This window comes from Escherichia sp. 93.0816 (genome assembly GCF_013368855.2).
GTDB lineage: Bacteria > Pseudomonadota > Gammaproteobacteria > Enterobacterales > Enterobacteriaceae > Escherichia > Escherichia ruysiae.
Genome location: NZ_JABWNC020000002.1, coordinates 359,515 through 382,597, shown reverse-complemented (window position 1 = coordinate 382,597; position 23,083 = coordinate 359,515). Strand labels below are relative to the sequence as shown.

The window sequence follows — 23,083 nt, the reverse complement described above, 5'->3', positions numbered from 1 at the left end:
GATGAACGGCAGAACTCGCCGCGAAACGTGACGGTGGCAACAGATGAATATTTATACCTTTGATTTTGATGAGATTGAGAGTCAGGAGGATTTTTATCGTGACTTTAGCCAAACCTTTGGTCTGGCGAAAGATAAGGTACGCGATCTCGACTCACTATGGGATGTGTTAATGAACGATGTCCTGCCGCTACCACTTGAGATTGAATTTGTTCATCTGGGAGAGAAAACGCGTCGCCGTTTTGGCGCGTTAATATTGCTGTTTGATGAGGCAGAGGAAGAGCTGGAAGGGCATTTGCGTTTTAATGTTCGTCATTAGCGCAAAAAAAAGCCCCCGAACCGGGGGCAATATCGTCGGACAAGACGATGAGGGTTTATTTGTACAGTTCAGCCGTAGCGTGCCAGGTGTCACCGCTACGAGCTTCAGTAATCTGGTAGGCCGTTGCGCCTTTCTCTTCCGCTTTTTTGTTCAGCATTTCACGCATATCCATCGGTGAAGACGCCACTCCACTGACGGACACTGTACCGATAGCTTCACGGTTTTGCGCTTGTGCAGCATTAATGGAATCGGCAGCGAACGCACCGAAAGAGAGAACAGAAAGTACGCTTAATGCAGCAACAGTGGTTTTGATTTTCATGATTTTTACCTCGACATAATCTTTTAACTGGGTCTTTGTTTCGTGACCCATATCACAAAATCAAGTATACACTAATTATCTAGCTAATTAATACCACGCTAACCGTTTGTATTAAGTTTAAAGTGTTAAAAATATTAATTTTTATAACAAAGTGGAATTAAAAACATAGTGCACCATGATAAATATCATTAATTTCAATATGATATAGCATTTTGCATAATGTGCGATTATTACCCTATGTATTCAAGATGTGAATGTTTTGTCGCAGCAAAGCGCACTATTCGTTAAATAGATGGCAGGGGAAAGCAGGGGGATAAGAGGAGAACGCAGCATTTTTCCCGCCGCCAGAAGCGGCGGGGTAGAGATTAAAGCTCCTGGTCGAACAGCTCTAAAATCGCTTCGTACAGGTCTTTGACGGTAAAACCTTTGGCAGGGGTGGTAAAGATGGTGTCATCACCGGCAATAGTGCCAAGAATACCTTCTGCTTTGCCCAGAGAGTCCAGCAGACGCGCAATTAATTGTGCCGCGCCAGGGCTGGTATGAATCACCACAACAGCATCGTTGTAGTCGATATCCAGCACCAGATTTTTCAGCGGACTGGAGGTGGTTGGTACGCCCAGTTCAGCTGGCAGGCAGTAAACCATTTCCATCTTGGCATTGCGGGTTCGTACAGCCCCAAACTTGGTTAACATCCGCGAGACTTTAGACTGGTTAATATTGTCAAAGCCTTGCTCCTGCAATGCGGCGACGATTTCGCCCTGGGAGCTAAATTTCTCTTCTTTAAGTAACGCTTTAAACGCTTTAACTAATTCTTCTTGCTTAGCCGAGCTTCGCATAAGTCACCCGATATGGTGGTTGATACAACATTATTGTGCATACAGATGAATTTTTATGCAAACAGTCTGCCCTGGAGAAGGCTGAAATAATGTTATGAAAGAGCGGGATTTTATCAAATTTCGTTATTGAGAAACATGCCTGCGTCACGGCATGTAAATTTCGCTTAAAAGTAAATTAATTGTTATCAAAATGATGTTGTTTTGGCTGAACGGTAGGGTATATTGTCACCACCTGTTGGAATGTTGCTCTAACGCATAAGCGACTGTTAATTACGTAAGTTAGCTCCCTGATTACGTCAATTAAATGCATAAACGCCAAATTTGCGTGACTACACATTCTTGAGAAGTGGTCATTGTAAACAGGGAATTTGTGGATTAAGGTCGCGGCAGCGGAGCAACATATCTTAGTTTATCAATATAATAAGGAGTTTAGGATGAAAGTCGCAGTCCTCGGCGCTGCTGGTGGTATCGGCCAGGCGCTTGCACTACTGTTAAAAACCCAACTGCCTTCAGGTTCAGAACTCTCCCTGTATGATATCGCTCCAGTCACTCCCGGTGTGGCCGTCGACCTGAGCCATATCCCTACTGCTGTGAAAATCAAAGGTTTTTCTGGTGAAGATGCGACCCCTGCTCTGGAAGGCGCAGATGTCGTTCTTATTTCTGCAGGTGTTGCGCGTAAACCGGGTATGGATCGTTCCGACCTGTTTAACGTTAACGCCGGTATCGTGAAAAACCTGGTACAGCAAGTTGCGAAAACCTGCCCGAAAGCGTGCATTGGTATTATCACTAACCCAGTGAACACCACTGTGGCTATCGCTGCAGAAGTGCTGAAAAAAGCCGGTGTTTATGACAAAAACAAACTGTTCGGCGTTACCACGCTGGATATCATTCGTTCCAACACCTTTGTTGCTGAACTGAAAGGCAAACAGCCGGGCGAAGTTGAAGTGCCGGTTATTGGCGGTCACTCTGGTGTTACCATTCTGCCGCTGCTGTCTCAGGTTCCTGGCGTAAGCTTCACCGAACAAGAAGTGGCTGATTTGACCAAACGTATCCAGAATGCGGGTACTGAAGTGGTTGAAGCGAAAGCCGGTGGCGGGTCTGCAACCTTGTCTATGGGTCAGGCAGCTGCACGTTTTGGTCTGTCTCTGGTTCGCGCACTGCAGGGCGAACAAGGCGTTGTAGAATGTGCCTATGTTGAAGGCGACGGTCAGTACGCACGTTTCTTCTCTCAACCGCTGCTGCTGGGTAAAAATGGTGTGGAAGAGCGTAAATCTATCGGCACCCTGAGCGCATTTGAACAGAACGCGCTGGAAGGTATGCTGGATACGCTGAAGAAAGATATCGCCCTGGGCGAAGAATTCGTTAATAAGTAATTGATTAGCGGATAATAAAAAAAACCGGAGCAACGTCTCCGGTTTTTTGTCTTTCACGCTGGCCTTAATTGGTCGCCGGATATTCCTGAATGGTGACCTGCAACGTTAACTGTTTATCATCACGCATCACTACAACCGGGATCACCGAGCCTGGTCGGATTTCCGCAACCTGATCCATTGTCTCCAGCGCGGAGATGGCCGGTTTGTTATCCACCGAAATAATCAGATCGTTGACCTGGATACCCGCGTTAGCCGCCGGACCATCAGGTGACACTTCGTTAACCACAATCCCTTGCAGTTGATCGATGCCGCCGCCCTGCGCGTGCAAAGGTGCGATCTCTCGTCCACCAATGCCAATGTATCCACGGATCACGCGACCATCGCGGATCAGCTTATCCATAATTTTGGTTGCTAACTGGAAAGGAATCGCAAAGCCGATACCTTCCGGCGTTTCGCCATCGTTACTCTTATCAAACGACAGCGTGTTAATGCCCATAAGCTCACCCAGCGAGTTCACCAGCGCGCCGCCGGAGTTACCGTGGTTAATGGAAGCATCGGTTTGCAGGAAGTTTTGCCGCCCGGTCGGGTTCAGGCCGATTCGACCTGTGGCACTGATAATGCCCTGGGTAATGGTCTGCCCAAGGTTATACGGGTTACCGATCGCCAGCACCACATCGCCAATGTGCGGTACGCGTCGTGAATTGATTGGAATAGTGGGTAAACCACCAGTGGCATTAATTTTAAGCACTGCCAGATCGGTTAGAGAGTCAGATCCCACCAGTAATGCTTCAAAAACACGACCATCCTGTAAGGCGACGATGATCTGATCGGCGTCGTTGATCACGTGTTTATTGGTGATGATATAACCGCGTTGATCCATGATCACGCCAGATCCCAGTGTACGGATCTCAAGCTGGTTGTGTGAGGAGGTGTTCAAACCACGGTTATAAACGTTGACTACCGCTGGCGCGGCGCGGCGAACCGCCAGATTATAGCTGGCAGGCGTCTCATCGGTACTGTCGAATTGCGGTGTGGAAAGCGGGTTAATGCTGCGCAGCGAAGGCATGGCAACCAGCAGAATAGCGCCGACAATTAATCCAATCGCAACGGAACGTAAGAGCTTCACAAACATGATGGAGGCGTCATTAAAAAAGGGAACGGCAGCAGCATACCACGAGTTAACCGGACATCACACGTCAGCCTGATGCCCGGTTTACGACATTAACGCATTAGCAGGTAAATGCTCTCATTGCCACGTACGATCTGCAGGGCGATGATGGACGGTTTTGTCGCCAGCACTTTGCGCATTTCAGCGATCGAATTCACCCGATCGCGGTTGACGCCAATGATTATATCGTCTTTTTGCAAGCCAGCCTGAGCGGCGGGGCTTCCTTTGACAACCTCATCGATCTTAATACCTTTGCCGCCATCCTTTAGCTGACCATCGCTCAACGTCGCGCCTTCCAGCGCAGGTGTGATCATCTCGGCACTGGCTGACGATGAGGTGCTGGTATCGAGTGTCACTTCTACTTCCAGTGGTTTGCCGTTACGCAGCAGGCCGAGTTTCACTTTCGTGCCCGGCTCGGTGGTCGCGATACGAGAACGCAACTCAGCAAAGCTATTGAGTGGTTTACCGTTGAGACTGGTAATAATATCGCCCGCTTTCACGCCTGCTTTCGCCGAGCCAGAACCTGGCAGCACTTCGCTGACAAACGCGCCGCGCTGAACGTCCAAATTAAATGCTTTGGCGATATCGGCACTCATTTCGGTGCCTTTAATGCCTAACAGGCCGCGTTTGATTTCACCAAAATCGATAAGTTGCTGCGCCAGGGTACGCGCCATATTACTCGGAATGGCAAAACCAATTCCTACGCTACCGCCGCCCGGGGCAAGGATTGCTGTGTTGATACCAATTAATTCACCGTTAAGGTTTAACAGCGCACCGCCGGAGTTACCACGGTTAATAGAGGCATCGGTCTGAATAAAGTTTTCCAGGCCTTCGAGATTTAACCCACTGCGGCCTAATGCGGAAACAATCCCGGAGGTGGCGGTTTGCCCAAGACCAAACGGGTTGCCGACAGCGACGGCAAAATCACCGACGCGCAGTTTATCGGAGTCGGCAATGGCAATTTGCGTTAATTTGCCTGGATTCTGAATTTGCAACAGGGCGATATCGCTCTGGTCATCACCGCCAATCAGCTTTGCATCAAACTCGCGCCCGTCATTGAGTTGAATACTGATTTTCTGTGCCTGATTAATGACGTGATTGTTGGTCAGCACATAACCTTTATTGGCATTGATTATGACGCCGGAACCTAAACCTTCGAAAGGTTGCGCAGGCTGATCCGGTAAATCATCACCAAAAAACTTTTTGAATTCTTCCGGAATTTTCTGCTCCTGGCTGGCGGTTCCTTCGACTCGAACACTGACCACTGCGGGAAGCACTTTTTCCAGCATCGGCGCCAGACTGGGCAGAGGCGCTTGACCGGCAACCTGACCGGGAATCGATGCGATGGCCTGAAACGGCGCCGAGAGAGTTAACCCGACACTTAACGCTAATGCACTCAACAGCTGGGTTTGCTTTTTCATTATTCCTGCTCTCGTACCTGAATGATAAGAAAAAGAGATTCAAAACAGTTTGATGTTATTGAATTTTCAGATGGCAAACAATGAGACACCAGATTAAATGATAGTCGGGGGAAGAAGAGAAGAGGAGGGCGCAATGGCTGCGCCCGAAAAATAAATTAGTCGCGCTTCGCGCCGGTACGTAACAGGCCGGATGCGCCTTCAGAATAGTCACGCGGCATCTGCACCGGAGCCTGATCGTTGCTGGCTTCAGATTCTGCCAGACGATTGCGGAACGGGTTGGCTTCAGCAGACAGTTCCGGCAGCAGGCTGCTGGAGCTTTTCGCCATGTGTTGATACAGCTGGCGATAGTCGTGCGCCATGGTATCCAGTAATTCCGCGCTGCGGGCAAAGTGGTTAACCAGCTCTTCGCGATACTCGTCCAGTTCAGCTTTATTTTTTTCAAGTTCGTACTGCAACGCCTGTTGCTGGCGCAGTTTACGATTACCAAAACGCATGGCCACAGCACCAATAATGATGCCGACGACTAACCCAATTAGCGCATATTCCCAGGTCATGAACATCTCCCGTTGTCTTTTGTTTCCGTAGGGTGTTGGCTTCAGGCTCCATGCCTGCGGCTGATTATGCCACTATAACCGTTAATTCCACAGAAGTGGAATCCCGACTGCATATCGCGTAGTGTAGAACGGCCTTTTTTTCGTCAACCGTGAACAACGGCACACCGATTATTCAAGGAATAACAAGAACATCATGCAAAGCGTTACCCCAACATCGCAATACCTGAAGGCGCTCAATGAAGGTAGCCATCAACCCGACGACGTACAAAAAGAGGCCGTCAGTCGGCTGGAGATTATCTATCAGGAATTAATCAACAGCACGCCGCCAGTCCCCAGGGCTAGCGGGCTAATGGCACGGGTCGGGAAACTGTGGGGGAAGCGCGAAGATACAAGCAACGCGCCGGTGCGTGGCTTATATATGTGGGGCGGTGTAGGGCGTGGAAAAACCTGGTTGATGGATCTTTTCTATCAAAGTTTGCCGGGAGAGCGAAAACAGCGGCTGCATTTTCACCGTTTTATGCTGCGGGTGCATGAAGAATTAACCGCATTGCAAGGGCAGAGCGATCCGCTGGAAATTATTGCCGATCGTTTCAAAGCCGAAACTGACGTGCTCTGTTTTGATGAATTTTTTGTTTCTGATATTACCGATGCCATGCTGCTGGGCGGCCTGATGAAAGCATTGTTTGCTCGCGGCATAACGCTGGTAGCAACGTCAAATATTCCGCCGGATGAGCTTTATCGAAATGGCCTGCAACGTGCGCGTTTTCTGCCTGCAATCGATGCCATTAAACAGCATTGTGATGTAATGAACGTGGACGCCGGTGTTGATTATCGGCTGCGTACCCTTACTCAGGCGCATCTGTGGCTGTCGCCGCTTAATGATGAAACGCGTGAGCAGATGGATAAGCTGTGGCTGGCGCTGGCAGGTGCAAAACGAGAACAAGCCCCTACGCTGGAAATCAATCATCGACCGCTGGCGACAATGGGCGTAGAAAACCAGACGCTGGCGGTGTCATTTACCACGCTGTGCGTCGATGCCCGCAGTCAGCATGACTATATTGCGCTCTCACGTCTGTTTCACACGGTGATGTTGTTTGATGTGCCTGTCATGACGCGGTTGATGGAGAGTGAAGCGCGGCGTTTCATTGCGCTGGTGGATGAATTTTACGAGCGCCACGTCAAGCTAGTGGTGAGCGCGGAAGTACCTTTGTATGAGATTTATCAGGGCGAGCGGCTGAAGTTTGAGTTCCAGCGTTGCCTGTCACGTCTGCAAGAGATGCAAAGCGAAGAGTATTTGAAGCGCGAGCATTTGGCGGGTTAAAACCTGTCACAAATCACAAAAAGGGGTCGATCTTTGACCCCGACTTCTCTATAATCTTGCGACCCCACGTTACAAGAAAGTTTTTTTCCCAAAACTTTTTGTGTGCTGGCATAGGCTATTCGAAGGGGTAGGTTTGCCGGACTTTGTCGTGTGAACCTCAACAATTGAAGACGTTTGGGTGTTCACCAACGTGTAACTATTTATTGGGTAAGCTTTTAATGAAAACTTTTACAGCTAAACCAGAAACCGTAAAACGCGACTGGTATGTTGTTGACGCGACCGGTAAAACTCTGGGCCGTCTGGCTTCCGAACTGGCTCTGCGCCTGCGCGGTAAGCATAAAGCGGAATACACTCCGCACGTAGATACTGGTGATTACATCATCGTTCTGAACGCTGACAAAGTTGCTGTAACCGGCAACAAGCGTACTGACAAAGTGTACTATCATCACACCGGTCACATCGGTGGTATCAAACAAGCGACCTTTGAAGAGATGATTGCTCGCCGTCCTGAGCGTGTGATTGAAATCGCGGTTAAAGGCATGTTGCCAAAAGGCCCGCTGGGTCGTGCTATGTTCCGTAAACTGAAAGTTTACGCGGGTAACGAGCACAACCACGCGGCACAGCAACCGCAAGTTCTTGACATCTAATCGGGATTATAGGCAATGGCTGAAAATCAATACTACGGCACTGGTCGCCGCAAAAGTTCCGCAGCTCGCGTTTTCATCAAACCGGGCAACGGCAAAATCGTTATCAACCAACGTTCTCTGGAACAGTACTTCGGTCGTGAAACTGCCCGCATGGTAGTTCGTCAGCCGCTGGAACTGGTCGACATGGTTGAGAAACTGGATCTGTACATCACCGTTAAAGGTGGTGGTATCTCTGGTCAGGCTGGTGCGATCCGTCACGGTATCACCCGCGCTCTGATGGAGTACGACGAGTCCCTGCGTTCTGAACTGCGTAAAGCTGGCTTCGTTACTCGTGACGCTCGTCAGGTTGAACGTAAGAAAGTCGGTCTGCGTAAAGCACGTCGTCGTCCGCAGTTCTCCAAACGTTAATTGGTTTCTGCTTACGCAGATTACCATTGGCGAAAAAACCCGCTTCGGCGGGTTTTTTTATCGCCAAAGTGGGTCTGGTTTTGTCGCATTCTTCTGAATGTCGCCTCTTTTTCCCCATTTCCAGAATCGACTCACCACAAAGGTCGCAAAATCTGGTAAACTATCATCCAATTTTCTGCCCAAATGACGGGTATTGTTCATTTTTTGTTTGCGTTCCGAACATGAATGACGCATCCGCTGGCGGGTAACATCACTTCTGACTGGCCATATGTTGGCTGGTAGCAGTAAAAATTCTGACTATACCTGGAGGTTTTCATGGCTGTCGCTGCCAACAAACGTTCGGTAATGACGCTGTTTTCCGGTCCTACTGACATCTATAGCCATCAGGTCCGCATTGTGCTGGCTGAGAAAGGTGTAAGTTTCGAGATCGAACACGTGGAAAAGGACAATCCGCCTCAGGATCTGATTGACCTCAACCCGAATCAGAGCGTTCCGACCCTGGTGGATCGTGAGCTGACCCTGTGGGAATCTCGCATCATTATGGAATATCTGGATGAGCGTTTCCCGCATCCGCCACTGATGCCTGTTTACCCAGTAGCTCGCGGTGAAAGCCGTCTGTACATGCACCGTATCGAAAAAGACTGGTACACGCTGATGAACACCATCATCAACGGTTCAGCCTCTGAAGCCGATGCCGCACGTAAGCAACTGCGCGAAGAACTGCTGGCGATTGCGCCGGTCTTCGGTCAGAAGCCGTACTTCCTGAGCGATGAGTTCAGCCTGGTTGATTGCTACCTTGCTCCATTGCTGTGGCGTCTGCCGCAACTGGGCATCGAGTTTAGCGGCCCGGGTGCGAAAGAGCTGAAAGGCTATATGACCCGCGTCTTTGAGCGTGACTCTTTCCTTGCTTCCTTAACAGAAGCAGAACGTGAAATGCGTCTGGGCCGGAGTTAATCTGTATGGATTTGTCACAGCTAACACCACGTCGTCCCTATCTGCTGCGTGCATTCTATGAGTGGTTGCTGGATAACCAGCTCACGCCGCACCTGGTGGTGGATGTGACGCTCCCGGGCGTGCAGGTTCCTATGGAATATGCGCGTGACGGGCAAATCGTACTCAACATTGCGCCGCGTGCGGTTGGCAATCTGGAACTGGCGAATGATGAAGTGCGTTTTAACGCGCGCTTTGGTGGCATTCCGCGTCAGGTTTCAGTACCGCTGGCTGCCGTGCTGGCTATCTACGCCCGCGAAAATGGCGCAGGAACAATGTTCGAGCCTGAAGCTGCCTACGACGAAGATGCCAGTATCATGAATGATGATCAAGCGTCGGCAGATAATGAAACCGTTATGTCGGTCATTGACGGCGATAAGCCCGATCACGATGATGACCATCATCCTGACGATGAACCGCCACAGCCTCCACGCGGTGGACGCCCGGCATTGCGGGTTGTGAAATAAATGATAAACAGGCCCATGTGGCCTGTTTTGCTATCTACCTTCTTTTCGCCTGATTTTAATACTGTGTTACGATAACTTCGCTATTATCCGTCAACATATTTTCCCAGAAAGAGCTCTATGAACGCATTTGATCCGCAAGCAGAAGATTCTCCGGCTACTATCGGTCGTAACTTGCGTCGTCGTCCACTGGCGCGCAAAAAACTCTCCGAAATGGTGGAGGAAGAGCTGGAGCAGATGATCCGCCGTCGTGAATTTGGCGAAGGTGAGCAACTGCCGTCTGAACGCGAACTTATGGCGTTCTTTAACGTTGGGCGTCCTTCGGTACGTGAGGCGTTGGCGGCGTTAAAGCGCAAAGGTCTGGTACAAATTAATAATGGTGAACGCGCTCGTGTCTCGCGTCCTTCTGCGGACACCATCATCGGCGAGCTTTCCGGCATGGCAAAAGATTTTCTTTCCCATCCTGGCGGGATAGCCCATTTCGAACAGTTACGCCTGTTCTTTGAGTCCAGCCTGGTGCGCTATGCGGCTGAACATGCTACTGATGAACAAATCGATTTGCTGGCAAAAGCTCTGGAAATCAACAGTCAGTCGCTGGATAACAACGCCGCGTTTATTCGTTCAGACGTTGATTTCCACCGTGTGCTGGCAGAGATCCCTGGGAACCCGATCTTTATGGCGATCCACGTTGCTCTGCTCGACTGGCTGATCGCCGCCCGTCCGACAGTCGCCGATCAGGCGCTGCACGAGCATAACAACGTTAGTTATCAGCAGCATATTGCGATCGTTGATGCGATCCGTCGTCACGATCCCGATGAAGCCGATCGCGCATTGCAATCGCATCTCAACAGCGTTTCTGCCACCTGGCACGCCTTCGGTCAGACCACCAACAAAAAGAAATAATGCCACTTTAGTGAAGCAGATCGCATTATAAGCGTTCTGTATGATGTGTTGCTTATTTGATCTGGTATAACAGGTATAAAGGTATATCGTTTCTAACAGGCAAGCATCACTTCAGAGGTATTTATGGCAACAAATTTACGTGGCGTAATGGCCGCACTCCTGACTCCTTTTGACCAACAACAAGCACTGGATAAAGCGAGTCTGCGCCGCCTGGTTCAGTTCAATATTCAGCAGGGCATCGACGGCTTATACGTAGGTGGTTCAACCGGCGAAGCCTTTGTACAGAGCCTTTCCGAGCGTGAACAGGTACTGGAAATCGTCGCTGAAGAGGCGAAAGGTAAGATTAAATTAATCGCTCACGTAGGTTGTGTCAGCACTGCTGAAAGCCAACAACTTGCGGCATCTGCTAAACGTTATGGCTTCGATGCCGTCTCTGCCGTTACGCCGTTCTACTATCCTTTCAGCTTTGAAGAACACTGCGATCACTACCGGGCAATCATTGATTCAGCGGATGGTTTGCCGATGGTGGTGTACAACATTCCGGCGTTAAGCGGCGTTAAACTGAGCCTGGATCAGATCAACACTCTGGTTACGTTGCCAGGTGTCGGCGCGCTGAAACAGACCTCTGGTGATCTCTATCAGATGGAGCAGATCCGTCGTGAACATCCGGATCTGGTGCTCTACAACGGTTACGACGAAATCTTTGCTTCCGGCCTGCTGGCGGGCGCTGATGGTGGTATCGGTAGTACCTACAACATCATGGGCTGGCGTTATCAGGGCATCGTTAAGGCGTTGAAAGAAGGTGATATCCAGACCGCGCAGAAACTGCAAACCGAGTGCAATAAAGTCATTGATTTGCTGATTAAAACTGGCGTATTCCGTGGCCTGAAAACAGTTCTGCACTATATGGATGTGGTGTCCGTTCCGCTGTGCCGCAAACCGTTTGGTCCGGTGGATGAAAAATATCTGCCAGAACTGAAGGCGCTGGCTCAGCAGTTGATGCAAGAGCGCGGGTGAGTTTTTCCCCTCACTCGCCCCTACCGGGTGAGGGGAAATAAACGCATCTGTACCCTACAACTTTCATACCAAAGCGTGTGGGCAACGCCCATCGCGGGAGACTCACAATGAGTACTACAATCCAGAATATCCCGTGGTATCGCCATCTCAACCGCGCACAATGGCGAGCATTTTCCGCTGCCTGGTTGGGATATCTACTTGACGGTTTTGATTTCGTTTTAATTGCCCTGGTACTCACTGAAGTACAAGGTGAATTTGGGCTGACGACGGTGCAGGCGGCAAGTCTGATCTCCGCAGCCTTTATCTCACGCTGGTTCGGAGGCCTGATGCTTGGGGCTATGGGGGACCGTTACGGGCGTCGTCTGGCAATGGTCACCAGTATCGTTCTCTTCTCGGTCGGGACGCTGGCTTGTGGCTTCGCGCCAGGCTACATCACCATGTTTATCGCTCGTCTGGTGATTGGCATGGGGATGGCAGGAGAATACGGTTCCAGCGCCACCTATGTGATTGAAAGCTGGCCAAAACACCTGCGTAACAAAGCCAGTGGTTTTCTGATTTCCGGCTTCTCTGTAGGTGCCGTCGTTGCTGCCCAGGTATACAGCCTGGTGGTTCCGATCTGGGGCTGGCGTGCGCTGTTCTTTATCGGCATCTTACCGATCATCTTTGCTCTCTGGCTGCGGAAAAACATCCCGGAAGCAGAAGACTGGAAAGAGAAACACGGAGGTAAAGCACCGGTACGTACAATGGTGGATATTCTTTACCGTGGTGAACATCGCATCGCCAATATCGTGATGACGCTGGCGGCAGCTACTGCGCTGTGGTTCTGCTTCGCCGGCAACCTGCAAAATGCCGCAATCGTCGCTGTTCTTGGGCTGTTATGCGCCGCAATCTTTATCAGCTTTATGGTGCAAAGCACGGGTAAACGCTGGCCAACGGGCGTAATGCTGATGGTGGTTGTGTTGTTTGCTTTCCTCTACTCATGGCCGATTCAGGCGCTGCTGCCGACGTATCTGAAAACTGAGCTGGCTTATAACCCACATACGGTCGCCAATGTGTTGTTCTTTAGTGGTTTTGGTGCGGCGGTGGGTTGCTGCGTCGGTGGTTTCCTCGGTGACTGGCTGGGAACGCGCAAAGCCTACGTTTGTAGCCTGTTAGCTTCACAATTGCTGATTATTCCGGTGTTTGCGATTGGCGGCGCAAACGTCTGGGTACTCGGTCTGTTACTGTTCTTCCAGCAAATGCTCGGTCAGGGCATCTCCGGGATCTTACCGAAACTGATCGGCGGTTATTTCGATACCGACCAGCGTGCGGCGGGGCTGGGCTTTACCTACAACGTCGGCGCACTTGGCGGCGCACTGGCTCCAATCCTCGGCGCGTTGATCGCTCAACGTCTGGATCTGGGCACTGCGCTGGGATCGCTCTCGTTCAGTCTGACGTTCGTGGTGATCTTGCTGATTGGTCTGGATATGCCATCCCGCGTTCAGCGTTGGCTGCGCCCGGAAGCGTTACGTACTCATGACGCTATCGACGGCAAACCATTTAGCGGTGCCGTGCCGTTTGGCAGCGCCAAAAACGATTTAGTCAAAACCAAAAGTTAATCCTGTAGCCCGGTCTCTGCACCGGGCCTTTCGCTAAGGGAAGAAGTATGTCGTTACTTGCACAACTGGATCAAAAAATCGCTACCAATGGTGGCTTGATTGTCTCCTGCCAGCCGGTTCCGGACAGCCCGCTCGATAAACCCGAAATCGTTGCTGCCATGGCATTAGCGGCAGAGCAGGCGGGTGCGGTCGCTATTCGCATAGAGGGTGTGGCAAACCTGAAAGCCACGCGTGCGGTGGTGAGCGTGCCGATTATCGGGATTGTGAAACGCGATCTGGAGGATTCTCCGGTACGTATCACGGCCTATATTGAAGATGTTGATGCACTGGCGCAGGCGGGCGCGGATATTATCGCGATTGATGGCACCGATCGTCCGCGTCCGGTGCCTGTTGAAACGCTGCTTGCGCGTATTCACCACCACGGTTTACTGGCGATGACTGACTGCTCAACGCCGGAAGACGGTCTGGCTTGCCAAAAGCTGGGAGCCGAAATTATTGGTACTACGCTTTCTGGCTATACCACACCTGAAACGCCAGAAGAGCCCGATCTGGCGCTGGTGAAAACATTGAGCGACGCCGGATGCCGGGTGATTGCCGAAGGGCGATACAACACGCCAACGCAGGCGGCAGATGCGATGCGCCATGGCGCATGGGCAGTGACGGTCGGTTCTGCCATTACGCGTCTTGAACACATTTGCCAGTGGTACAACACAGCGATGAAAAAGGCGGTGCTATGACCACACTGGCGATTGATATCGGCGGTACTAAACTTGCCGCCGCGCTGATTGGCGCTGACGGACAGATCCGCGATCGCCGTGAACTCCCCACGCCAGCCAGCCAGACGCCGGAAGCATTGCGTGAAGCCTTAGCCGCGTTAGTCTCCCCGTTGCAAGCTCATGCGCAGCAGGTTGCCATCGCTTCAACCGGGATAATCCGCGACGGCAGCCTGCTGGCGCTGAATCCGCATAATCTCGGTGGATTGCTACACTTTCCGTTAGTCAAAACGCTGGAACAACTTACCGACTTGCCGACCATTGCCATTAATGATGCGCAGGCCGCAGCGTGGGCGGAGTATCAGGCGCTGGAAGGCGATATAACCGATATGGTGTTTATCACCGTTTCCACCGGTGTTGGCGGCGGCGTAGTAAGCGGCGGCAAACTGCTTACCGGCCCAGGTGGTCTGGCGGGGCACATCGGGCATACGCTTGCCGATCCGCAGGGGCCTGTCTGTGGCTGTGGACGCACAGGTTGCGTGGAAGCGATTGCTTCTGGTCGCGGCATTGCGGCTGCGGCGCAGGGTGAACTTATGGGCGCAGATGCGAAAACCATTTTCACGCGCGCCGGGCAGGGCGACGAGCAGGCGCAGCAACTGATTCATCGCTCCGCACATGCGCTGGCAAGACTGATTGCCGATGTTAAAGCCACGACTGATTGCCAGTGTGTGGTGCTCGGCGGCAGTGTCGGGCTGGCGGAAGGGTATCTGGCGCTGGTGGAAACGTATCTGGCTAAGGAGCCAGCGGCATTTCATGTTGAGTTACTGGCGGCGCACTACCGCCATGATGCAGGTTTACTTGGGGCTGCGTTGCTGGCTCAGGGAGAAAAATTATGATGATGGGTGAAGTACAGTCGTTACCATCTGCCGGTTTACATCCAGCACTACTGGACGCGTTAACGCTGGCATTAGCCGCCAGGCCGCAGGAAAAAGCGCCGGGTCGTTACGAATTGCAGGGCGACAATATCTTTATGAATGTCATGACGTTTAACACTCAATCGCCCGTTGAGAAAAAAGCCGAATTGCACAAGCAATATATTGATATCCAGTTATTGTTAAGCGGCGAGGAGCGGATTCTGTTTGGTATGGCAGGCACTGCGCGCCAGTGTGAAGAGTTTCACCATGAAGATGATTACCAGCTTTGCAGCGCCATTGAGAACGAGCAAGCCATCATCCTGAAACCGGGAATGTTTGCCGTGTTTATGCCAGGAGAACCGCATAAACCGGGATGTGTTGTTGGTGAGCCTGGAGAGATTAAAAAGGTGGTAGTGAAGGTTAAGGCCGAGTTAATGGCTTAAAACTTTGTTCGTTTTAACAATTCTCCAGACAGTGTCTGGAGAATTGTGCAGACACTGTCTGCACAATTTCAATTCGTTGAAAACAAATATAAAAATTCTTAAATTGCCATAAATTCCTGGTGGAGAACCCACGCTTATACCTTAGACTTAAATCCTTGGATAGCCGCTTGATTAGCTGCGTACCATACGTGGCTCGTGCCTCACCACCTTGTTCAAATTCGACAATTCGTCGGCCAATTTCCCAGTATGTAGCGGTCATTAATGCGTTAACGCTACGTACCGTTTCCGTCCGGGCGTTATCGACCAGATGAATAATGCCGTCGTGGATTTGCTGGTAGCCTGCAGTAGTTCTCTCTGAGAGCGATTCCATTATCTGTGCCTTTATACGGCGCTGTGTTGGATAATGGAGTCAGCTATACGCCTGGGATGAGCACTGAACAATTAAGCACGGCGTATTACATTCACTTTCCCTAAGATAGGTGAACAGTTTCCAGCAATATTATCAGAGCGTATAAAACGAATGCCAGATAGTACTCCTGCCCGGCATTGTTATTACAAGTAAACCACGCTTATCACTGCCTGACCATCCAGTTCGATTTTCTCTGAACTGCCTAAATCATTCGCAATAGATGCGCTCACCTGTAGTGGTATAACGGCGTTAGTCACAGGAATGGGGGAAGTCTCCCCTGCTTTTACAAAGGTGTAGTAATAACTTTGGTCGACAGCAAGCGGATAAGCGGTGAGCGTTTGCCATGCTCTTTTTTGCCCAGTTATGACCGCATCTGCACCTGCAACTGATGCCGCCAACGTCTGACTACCATTGCTGGCGCTAATGTTTTGGCTATCAATTAATACAGCATAACTGCCGATATTCTTATTATCTTTTGTTTTTCCTAAGCCGAATAAGCGTGTTGCCTGGTTAATATAACCACCGCCATTCACGGTATATTTTACACCGCTCTGACCTTCACCATCTTTTCCGGTGACCACGCTGTCCATCCGCGTATCCCGGGCAGTAATCGCAATGCCGGTTGCTGATTCACAAGTGATGGTCAGAGTAATATTACGTGTGCCAATCTGAGTGTAATGCTGCGTTGAAAGTGCATTGATTGAATGGCTGCCGAAGTTCACTACACCGCCGTTGCTTAACAGCGGTGTACAGGCTGCAGCTTCCAAAGACACCTTGACGCCAATGGTGGCTCTGTCAGCGGCTTGTACTGACAAGGTAATAAAGGCGCTGGCGACAATCAGCAATTTTGTGTTGTTCATTTTGCCTCCACCAGGACAGTAAGATTGCCCGTAATATCCGTCATGTCGGTGAGCTCTCCCTCATCCTTAAAAGAAGGCGCCATGGTCAGTGTGAGGCTGATACTTTTACCGCTATCAATTACTGCTTCCTGACCATTTTGCATAAACACCAGCCAATTATTAGGCGAAGGGCTTACAGATGCTGTTCCTGCACTGCCTGCATTGTCACTTTTGCTGTTAGCTAACGCCAAATCAAAGCTGTCACTACCGGAAATTGCATCGCTGGCGACCAGATTTAATGCACCTTCCGGGCCAAAACCAAATCTGTTATTTGTAATATGCGTGGTACTTAACTGAACGCGGACATGACCAGTCTGGTCGCATTGAATAACCAGCATGGTTGTTTTGTCCGCTAACTGCGTTGTCTTACCTCGGTCGGCCTGGCGCATAGCGGCACTGCGTTTGCCATAGTCGACATTTTGTGTGCTGCTGGTGAGATTACACTCTGCCAGAACCGGCATGGCGCACGTCAATAGCAGACATCCTGCGATTATCCGTTTCATTGGCAGACTCCTGTTGCTGTTTCGTAGAAGATATCGTCAGGTGCTTCTGCGGGTAAGAAGAGCGAGATCCGACAGGAGCGATTGCCATCTACTGCGATTATTGTCATCTCTGGCTTCACGTTGTTGAGGAACACCGTACCCTCGTCAACGGACGTAGTCAGGTAGTTGCCGTCACTGTCCTGAATCGCCATTCCTCGTGGCAGTTTTTTACCATCGGGATAAGCAATAGTGAGCAGTGCCCGCCGTTGTGTGAGGGTGTTAAAGCCCACTTTACCCACAGCCCCACGGCTCTGTTTCAGTATTTTTGTGCCATTACCGACGTCGACATTTTTTGGCAAACTGGTGGTATCAATTTCTATTGTTGCTTTACGCCACGGCTGAAGTGAGGGGATCACTGCCTTGCCGCCGATATCCGTCCAGACTGAGCCTGTTGGGGTTGATATTTTGACCCCTGATACGGAGTTATCGAGTCTGGCAATGGCGTAAGTATCATCAATTGCCCACGGAGAGAGCGTGACTCCCTGGCTGTGCAGAGCAATACCGCCAGAAAGCATACCGTTATAGGAACGATTATCTTCGTTGTTCGCACTTGCAGCCAGGCTGAGTTGGGTATAGTGAAGATTGGTATTCAGGCTGCCATTAATAGTGTTCTGCTGTTCGTCCTGATTACGCTCGGCACTGACATAGTAAGATGTTTCATCTGAGATAACACCAGAGACTCCCCCGCCGTAGTATGTGCGATGGTCATCGTGGCGTGTATACAATGTTGCGCTGCTGGAACGGCCAAACGGAATACTGATATTCACGTAGAAAAGGTCGCCATCGTCTTCATTATCTTCAGAGGCATCCAATTGATGTTGCCAGTTAACGGAAACCGTGGCGTGTTTAAAGCTTTTGTTCCAGTTGACACTAAGGTTAGTCGAATCGCTTCTGCCATCGTAACTTTGCGTTTTATAGCCACTAACGTTAACACCGCCAAGTGTCGGATCTGACCAGCTAATTCCCAGTGACAGGGTGCTTTTTGTCCAGTCGCTTTCACCATCGTTATCGGTGGATTCAGACAGGGTGCGATAGTTGTGATCCTGGTAGCTGATACTACTGTTTACTCCTAATGCGTAGGGTAAGTTGTAGTTTACATCCAGTTGATATTTTTGCCCGTGCAGCGAATGGTTGTTATCCCAAGCCGAGCTTATTTGGCTTCCCAGCGACAGGTCAGGCAAGGGGATGATATCTGTACGCGCGGCAATAGCCTGGTAGCTATCTGCCACAATTGCTCCTCCGCCGAAATTACTCCAGGTTGTGAGATTCCAGCTATCAGATGCGCTTAATACCCAAGGAGAGTCGTCATAACTACTGTCAACGCGACCCAGTGAAATGCGATAGCCCTGACCGTTAACTATTTGGTTATTAAACAACGTCGCAGGAACGGAGAAGGTGTGTTCCCCTCCGGTAGTTTCAATCACGTTGACCTGAAGGTCGCTGTTCATCGTGCGAACGGGAACATCCGAAATGGTAAACGCACCCGCCGGAACCAGAGTCGAGAGTAGCAGAACGCCCTGTTGGCGTATTTCCACTCGCGCCTGAAATGTATTCGCGATTCCGGTTACTTGTACGCCGCTGCCGGTATGCTGTAAGGCGCTATCTGGCGATAATTCAATACCATAAATTCTTGCACCTTCAAGTAACGTGTTATTTACGTTAACTTCACCCGCACGCATTAACATCTTGCTCCCCACGAATGTATGCTCAAGGTAGGTCGTGGAGTTCTGGTTGCTGAAGTTACCGTCAGATTGCGTAATAAATTGGTGGCTTCTTAACATCCAGTCATTGATGTTGATACCGCCTTCCAGCACCGCCTGGGAAAAATCAGAGCTGTCATTGCCAAACTCAGAACGGCTGGAGAGAAGCGAATAATTTAACAGTGCGCCATGTCCACCGGTGGTAGCCGATGTCACATCCTGGCTTAGAGGAATACGCGCCTGTGGAGGCACTGTTATCTGCAACTTTTCCTGGTTGGTCAGCGGGGTAATTTTCGTACCAGGGTAACTTTGGGGATAGTCATAGCAGCCATTCTCATCGCTACTGGCGGGGATTTTTAACCCGGCAAACTCCAGCACATTTTTATCAAGACAGGCATCGCCGTTGTTATCAATGCGTACGATGATGTTGCCAATTTCGTCCCCATTAACGTTGAGCATGAGCGAATACTCACCCGGCATAAAGCGTGCAGAACGAGAAAAATAGTGCGAAACAGCCGGATCAATCCCCAGCGATTTAAGTGTATTCCGGTCGAAGTCTACGGCGGCGAGTTCGAGATCGCTGGCGCTGGCAGGCAGCGTTGTGAGTAGGCCGATCGAATATGCCAGTAACGATTTCTTCAACATCCCTGGATACCTGAAGTAAGTTATTTCAAGTCTGTCAGATATTTATTACCGCGATAGCCGTATCGGCTGGCAGGGTAAAATTCCACTTGTTTGTCAGTGGCGTCTGGCAGAGTGGCTGTGGTTGAGGTGTGTGGCAACAGGTATGTTTTGCTTAAATTACCTGGTTTTCCTGAGGGCAATGTTTTGAATTGCAGGGTCATACGCACGACGTAATCACTGGGGTTGCTGATTTCTATTTGATTACCGTTTTTACGCCATTCGAGATATTTCCAGGCTTCTGTTTCTACGGCGAGCGAGGCTGGGTGAATCAACACCGGTAAGTCCTGACGTATTGTTAAGGAAACTTGGTTTTTATCGACGTCTTTTGGTGGAATACCTTCAAAGGTAACGCGTTTGAGTTCTTCCGCTTTCAGGGGCGCGGATGTTTGCAACAAGAAACGGACTTGCTGAATTTGACCTGCTTCCACGCGAATAACCGGTTGGGTTGGAATTAAACGAATCGTTTTTTGGCTATCCGGGAGATCGACAATGGTGGTGTAGAGCAGTGCGGGATAAGAATCTGTATTGGTGACATTCATCGTCGCCTCGCCTTTCTTTTCATCAACCAGTAATACTGATGTTTCTGGCACCATGCCGGCAGCCAGCGTTTGAAAAGAGAGTAATACGAGAGCCGATAATAAAGATTTAAACATAGAAAACTCCTGTAAATACCGAAACCAGATCGGGTTATTCCTTTTATCTTTATTACTTTCTGACTGAGAAAGTGATAAATAACAGCAGACCGGCAAAATACCGATGCTGCTGTTTTTAATAACGCTAAAATGAATCGCTAACGATTAGAGGTACAGCACCTGCAGAGTCACGTTACCGTCCAGTTTAATCACTTCAGTCGTACCCAGAACGGTATTATCCTGTACAGCGGCGTCAATCAGCAGTGGGAACTGGGCCATAGTGATCGCAACAGGCGTTAACTCACCCGTTTTCGCCACAGAATAGGCACGGTTTTTTGCACCGTTAGTCGAAATGATGGAGCCAGTATCACTCTTAATCCAGGTTGGGACTGCAGGAGTAAAGTCACCGGTCTGAATAACATCGACGGTCAGATCGCCTGTATCATCGCTGGCAGTGGCAGCGCCCGCCATGGTGTCAATACCAATAGTGAATGAACCAATTTTTTGCCCGTTAGGTGCGAGACCAAGACCAAAACCGTTACTGGTATTTGCCATATCCATTTGTTTACCAAAAGCTTTGGCAATATATGCGGTGCCGCTCAACGGTAAGCGGGAGTCCAGGCGGTTATCGAAGCTGGTGATAGCAAACAGCGTTGGTGCTGTACATTTGATGGTCAGTGTGGTGGTTTTACGGCCTAACTGAACGAGGGTGTTAGTGACACCGGTCGGATTCAGCGCCATGTTTGGGTGTTTGCCGTAGTCAATGATGCCGCCACCGGTGAATTCAGGGGTACATGCACCTGGGTTAAATTCTCCGACAACCGTTAAGGTGGCATCTGAGGTTACGGTGGTATCAGCTGCCATTACATTAAATGACGTAACAGCAAGAGCCGCACAAATAGCGGCAGTAGTAAGAGACTTTTTGAAAAGCATGTGAACACTTCCTTGGTGAGGATTCTTAATGAGTGATTTAATTTGTTCTTCAATATTTAAAGAACAAAAACCGGATAAGTGTACCCGGTTGTTTATGATTGTAAATAAATTGCGCATCTGGAAATAATTAATAAAAAAATCACATTCTACATATGAATATTAATGTGGTTGTATTGTGATCAATGTATTTTTTTTATGGTGAAAAGTAATCTTCAATATTCATGTCATAAATATAACTAACGGGAAAAATAGGAAAATATAAAAATAAATATAATGAATATATTGCATGATTATATTTATTTTTTTTATATGTTTAAGTCGCTATCCTGGTACTACTTCAGCAAAAAAGAGGGAGAGCAGCGAATAGCGCAGAAATACTAAGGGTGTTAATGGGCAAGATTCGCCAGACAGAGCCTGGCGAACTACAACACGTTAGTAGAAAATTAGGGGATTAAACTTCCAGCCAGTTCATGATCCCGTCAGCCGCTTTACGACCTTCGGCGATGGCGGTCACCACCAGATCCGAACCACGCACGATGTCACCACCGGCAAAGATTTTCGGATTGCTGGTTTGGAAAGCGTTTTCGTTACCTTCCGGGGCAATGATACGCCCTTGAGAATCCAACTCGACGCTGTGTTCTGCCAGCCATTCCATGCTGTGTGGGCGGAAACCAAACGCCATGATCACCGCATCTGCCGGAACAATATGTTCTGACCCTGCCACGATCTCCGCGCGGCGACGGCCTTTAGCGTCCGGTTCGCCCATTTCGGTGCGCACCATTTTCACGCCGCTGACTTTACCGTTGCCATTAACTTCAATACCCAGTGGCTGGACGTTGAATTTGAACTCAACGCCTTCTTCCCGCGCGTTTTTCACTTCGCGGCGGGAACCCGGCATGTTCTCTTCATCACGACGATAGGCACAGATAACTTGCTTAGCACCCTGGCGCACGGAAGTGCGCACGCAGTCCATCGCGGTATCGCCACCGCCAAGCACCACCACGCGCTTGCCTTCCATGCTGACGAACGGTTCGTCGTGGGTTTCGCCAAATCCCATCAACTGTTTGGTGTTGGCGATGAGGAACGGCAGCGCCGCGTACACACCATCGGCGTCTTCGTTTTCCAGCCCGCCGCGCATTGATTGATAGGTTCCGACGCCGAGGAACACGGCATCGTAATCTTTCAGTAGATCGTCAAGCTGTACGTCACGACCCACTTCGGTATTGAGTCTGAATTCAATACCCATGCCGGTGAAGATTTCACGGCGGCGCGTCATTACCTCTTTTTCCAGCTTGAAAGCTGGAATGCCGAAAGTCAGCAGGCCGCCGATTTCCGGGTGACGGTCGAAGACGACAGCTTTGACACCGTTGCGCGTCAGGACATCCGCACACGCCAGACCCGCCGGACCAGCGCCGATAATCGCCACTTTTTTATCGGTCTGCTTCACGCCGGACATATCCGGGCGCCAGCCCATTTCGAACGCTTTATCATTGATATAACGCTCAATATTACCGATGGTCACCGCGCCAAACTCATCGTTCAGGGTACAGGAACCTTCGCACAGACGATCCTGTGGGCAGACACGCCCGCACACTTCCGGCAGGGTATTGGTTTGATGCGACAGTTCTGCCGCTTCAAAAATACGCCCCTCGTTGGCGAGTTTCAGCCAGTTCGGGATGTAGTTGTGTACCGGGCATTTCCATTCGCAGTATGGGTTGCCGCATGACAGGCAGCGGTCAGCCTGCGCTTTGGCCTGGCCTTCGGAAAACGGCTCATAAATTTCAACAAACTCAATTTTGCGGATCTTCAGCGGTTTCTTTGGCGGATCAACGCGCTGCAGGTCGATAAATTGATAAACATTCTGACTCATTGTTGCTAC

24 protein-coding genes and 1 pseudogene are annotated in these 23,083 nt (G+C 50.1%); 13 read left to right on the top strand and 12 right to left on the bottom strand.

From position 1 onward, the window contains the following. Positions 1-43: 43 nt before the first annotated feature. Positions 44-316 (top strand): barstar family protein, encoded by a 273-nt coding sequence (locus HEM79_RS04575; RefSeq protein ID WP_001029013.1) that lies wholly within the window; start codon positions 44-46, stop codon positions 314-316. Between the two features lie 55 nt (positions 317-371). Here HEM79_RS04575 and yhcN read toward each other — a convergent pair whose 3' ends face one another. Together yhcN and argR are read right to left on the bottom strand one after the other, a co-directional pair. Next, positions 372-635 carry a peroxide/acid stress response protein YhcN gene (yhcN, locus tag HEM79_RS04570; RefSeq protein ID WP_016159490.1) on the bottom strand — a complete coding sequence of 88 codons (264 nt, stop codon included), beginning with the start codon at positions 633-635 and terminating at the stop codon, positions 372-374. A gap of 365 nt (positions 636-1,000) precedes the next feature. Beyond that, on the bottom strand, positions 1,001-1,471 hold the full coding sequence (gene argR, locus HEM79_RS04565; protein ID WP_001257843.1) for a transcriptional regulator ArgR: 471 nt from the start codon (positions 1,469-1,471) through the stop codon (positions 1,001-1,003). A 434-nt stretch (positions 1,472-1,905) separates the two neighbouring features. On the opposite strand from argR, the gene mdh reads away from it, so the two are divergent. Further along, positions 1,906-2,844 carry a malate dehydrogenase gene (mdh, locus tag HEM79_RS04560; RefSeq protein WP_001295272.1) on the top strand — a complete coding sequence of 313 codons (939 nt, stop codon included), beginning with the start codon at positions 1,906-1,908 and terminating at the stop codon, positions 2,842-2,844. A gap of 64 nt (positions 2,845-2,908) precedes the next feature. Here mdh and degS read toward each other — a convergent pair whose 3' ends face one another. The 3 genes from degS to zapG form a co-directional block, all read right to left on the bottom strand. Further along, complete coding sequence (gene degS, locus HEM79_RS04555; protein WP_000497717.1) at positions 2,909-3,976, bottom strand: outer membrane-stress sensor serine endopeptidase DegS; 1,068 nt, start codon at positions 3,974-3,976, stop codon at positions 2,909-2,911. A gap of 89 nt (positions 3,977-4,065) precedes the next feature. Then, positions 4,066-5,433 (bottom strand): serine endoprotease DegQ, encoded by a 1,368-nt coding sequence (gene degQ / locus HEM79_RS04550; RefSeq protein WP_176242846.1) that lies wholly within the window; start codon positions 5,431-5,433, stop codon positions 4,066-4,068. Positions 5,434-5,588: 155 nt separating this feature from the next. Beyond that, complete coding sequence (gene zapG / locus HEM79_RS04545; RefSeq protein ID WP_010345273.1) at positions 5,589-5,987, bottom strand: Z-ring associated protein ZapG; 399 nt, start codon at positions 5,985-5,987, stop codon at positions 5,589-5,591. A 193-nt stretch (positions 5,988-6,180) separates the two neighbouring features. On the opposite strand from zapG, the gene zapE reads away from it, so the two are divergent. From zapE to nanQ, 11 genes are all read left to right on the top strand, one after another. After that, on the top strand, positions 6,181-7,308 hold the full coding sequence (gene zapE / locus HEM79_RS04540; RefSeq protein ID WP_016159488.1) for a cell division protein ZapE: 1,128 nt from the start codon (positions 6,181-6,183) through the stop codon (positions 7,306-7,308). 218 nt (positions 7,309-7,526) lie between these two features. Next, a complete protein-coding gene (rplM, locus tag HEM79_RS04535) occupies positions 7,527-7,955 on the top strand; it encodes a 50S ribosomal protein L13 (protein WP_001517180.1) in 429 nt (142 codons plus the stop codon). Positions 7,956-7,970: 15 nt separating this feature from the next. After that, complete coding sequence (gene rpsI, locus HEM79_RS04530) at positions 7,971-8,363, top strand: 30S ribosomal protein S9 (protein ID WP_000829818.1); 393 nt, start codon at positions 7,971-7,973, stop codon at positions 8,361-8,363. Positions 8,364-8,678: 315 nt separating this feature from the next. Further along, the gene (sspA, locus tag HEM79_RS04525) at positions 8,679-9,317 is read left to right on the top strand and encodes a stringent starvation protein SspA (protein WP_000257293.1); all 639 of its coding nucleotides are present in this window, start codon (positions 8,679-8,681) and stop codon (positions 9,315-9,317) included. Positions 9,318-9,322: 5 nt separating this feature from the next. Then, entirely contained in the window at positions 9,323-9,820 is a 498-nt protein-coding gene (gene sspB / locus HEM79_RS04520) for a ClpXP protease specificity-enhancing factor (RefSeq protein WP_000366125.1), read from the top strand. A gap of 117 nt (positions 9,821-9,937) precedes the next feature. Then, positions 9,938-10,720, top strand: a complete 783-nt coding sequence (gene nanR, locus HEM79_RS04515) for a transcriptional regulator NanR (protein ID WP_000990910.1) — start codon at positions 9,938-9,940, stop codon at positions 10,718-10,720. A gap of 123 nt (positions 10,721-10,843) precedes the next feature. After that, the gene (nanA, locus tag HEM79_RS04510; protein WP_000224706.1) at positions 10,844-11,737 is read left to right on the top strand and encodes an N-acetylneuraminate lyase; all 894 of its coding nucleotides are present in this window, start codon (positions 10,844-10,846) and stop codon (positions 11,735-11,737) included. A 107-nt stretch (positions 11,738-11,844) separates the two neighbouring features. After that, on the top strand, positions 11,845-13,335 hold the full coding sequence (nanT, locus tag HEM79_RS04505) for a sialic acid transporter NanT (protein ID WP_176242847.1): 1,491 nt from the start codon (positions 11,845-11,847) through the stop codon (positions 13,333-13,335). Positions 13,336-13,382: 47 nt separating this feature from the next. Next, complete coding sequence (locus HEM79_RS04500; protein WP_176242848.1) at positions 13,383-14,072, top strand: N-acetylmannosamine-6-phosphate 2-epimerase; 690 nt, start codon at positions 13,383-13,385, stop codon at positions 14,070-14,072. Further along, positions 14,069-14,944 (top strand): N-acetylmannosamine kinase, encoded by an 876-nt coding sequence (gene nanK, locus HEM79_RS04495; protein ID WP_016159485.1) that lies wholly within the window; start codon positions 14,069-14,071, stop codon positions 14,942-14,944. The genes HEM79_RS04500 and nanK overlap by 4 nt, the downstream gene beginning before the upstream one ends. Beyond that, positions 14,941-15,405 carry an N-acetylneuraminate anomerase gene (nanQ, locus tag HEM79_RS04490; protein WP_176242849.1) on the top strand — a complete coding sequence of 155 codons (465 nt, stop codon included), beginning with the start codon at positions 14,941-14,943 and terminating at the stop codon, positions 15,403-15,405. Before nanK ends, nanQ begins: the two co-directional genes overlap by 4 nt. Before the next feature lie 37 nt (positions 15,406-15,442). Here nanQ and HEM79_RS04485 read toward each other — a convergent pair. The 7 genes and pseudogenes from HEM79_RS04485 to gltD form a co-directional block, all read right to left on the bottom strand. After that, positions 15,443-15,775: pseudogene (locus HEM79_RS04485) on the bottom strand (DUF1016 N-terminal domain-containing protein); the annotation flags it as partial. A 182-nt stretch (positions 15,776-15,957) separates the two neighbouring features. Beyond that, a complete protein-coding gene (locus HEM79_RS04480; RefSeq protein WP_176242851.1) occupies positions 15,958-16,674 on the bottom strand; it encodes a DUF1120 domain-containing protein in 717 nt (238 codons plus the stop codon). Next, complete coding sequence (locus HEM79_RS04475) at positions 16,671-17,216, bottom strand: YhcE family protein (RefSeq protein WP_176242852.1); 546 nt, start codon at positions 17,214-17,216, stop codon at positions 16,671-16,673. Before HEM79_RS04475 ends, HEM79_RS04480 begins: the two co-directional genes overlap by 4 nt. Then, the gene (locus HEM79_RS04470) at positions 17,213-19,600 is read right to left on the bottom strand and encodes a fimbrial biogenesis usher protein (protein WP_176242853.1); all 2,388 of its coding nucleotides are present in this window, start codon (positions 19,598-19,600) and stop codon (positions 17,213-17,215) included. The genes HEM79_RS04475 and HEM79_RS04470 overlap by 4 nt, the downstream gene beginning before the upstream one ends. A 20-nt stretch (positions 19,601-19,620) precedes the next feature. Further along, positions 19,621-20,292, bottom strand: a complete 672-nt coding sequence (locus tag HEM79_RS04465) for a fimbria/pilus chaperone family protein (protein WP_000477084.1) — start codon at positions 20,290-20,292, stop codon at positions 19,621-19,623. A 144-nt stretch (positions 20,293-20,436) separates the two neighbouring features. Further along, positions 20,437-21,204 (bottom strand): DUF1120 domain-containing protein, encoded by a 768-nt coding sequence (locus tag HEM79_RS04460; protein ID WP_176242854.1) that lies wholly within the window; start codon positions 21,202-21,204, stop codon positions 20,437-20,439. 451 nt (positions 21,205-21,655) lie between these two features. Further along, complete coding sequence (gene gltD / locus HEM79_RS04455; protein WP_176242886.1) at positions 21,656-23,074, bottom strand: glutamate synthase subunit GltD; 1,419 nt, start codon at positions 23,072-23,074, stop codon at positions 21,656-21,658. Between the last annotated feature and the right edge of the window lie 9 nt (positions 23,075-23,083).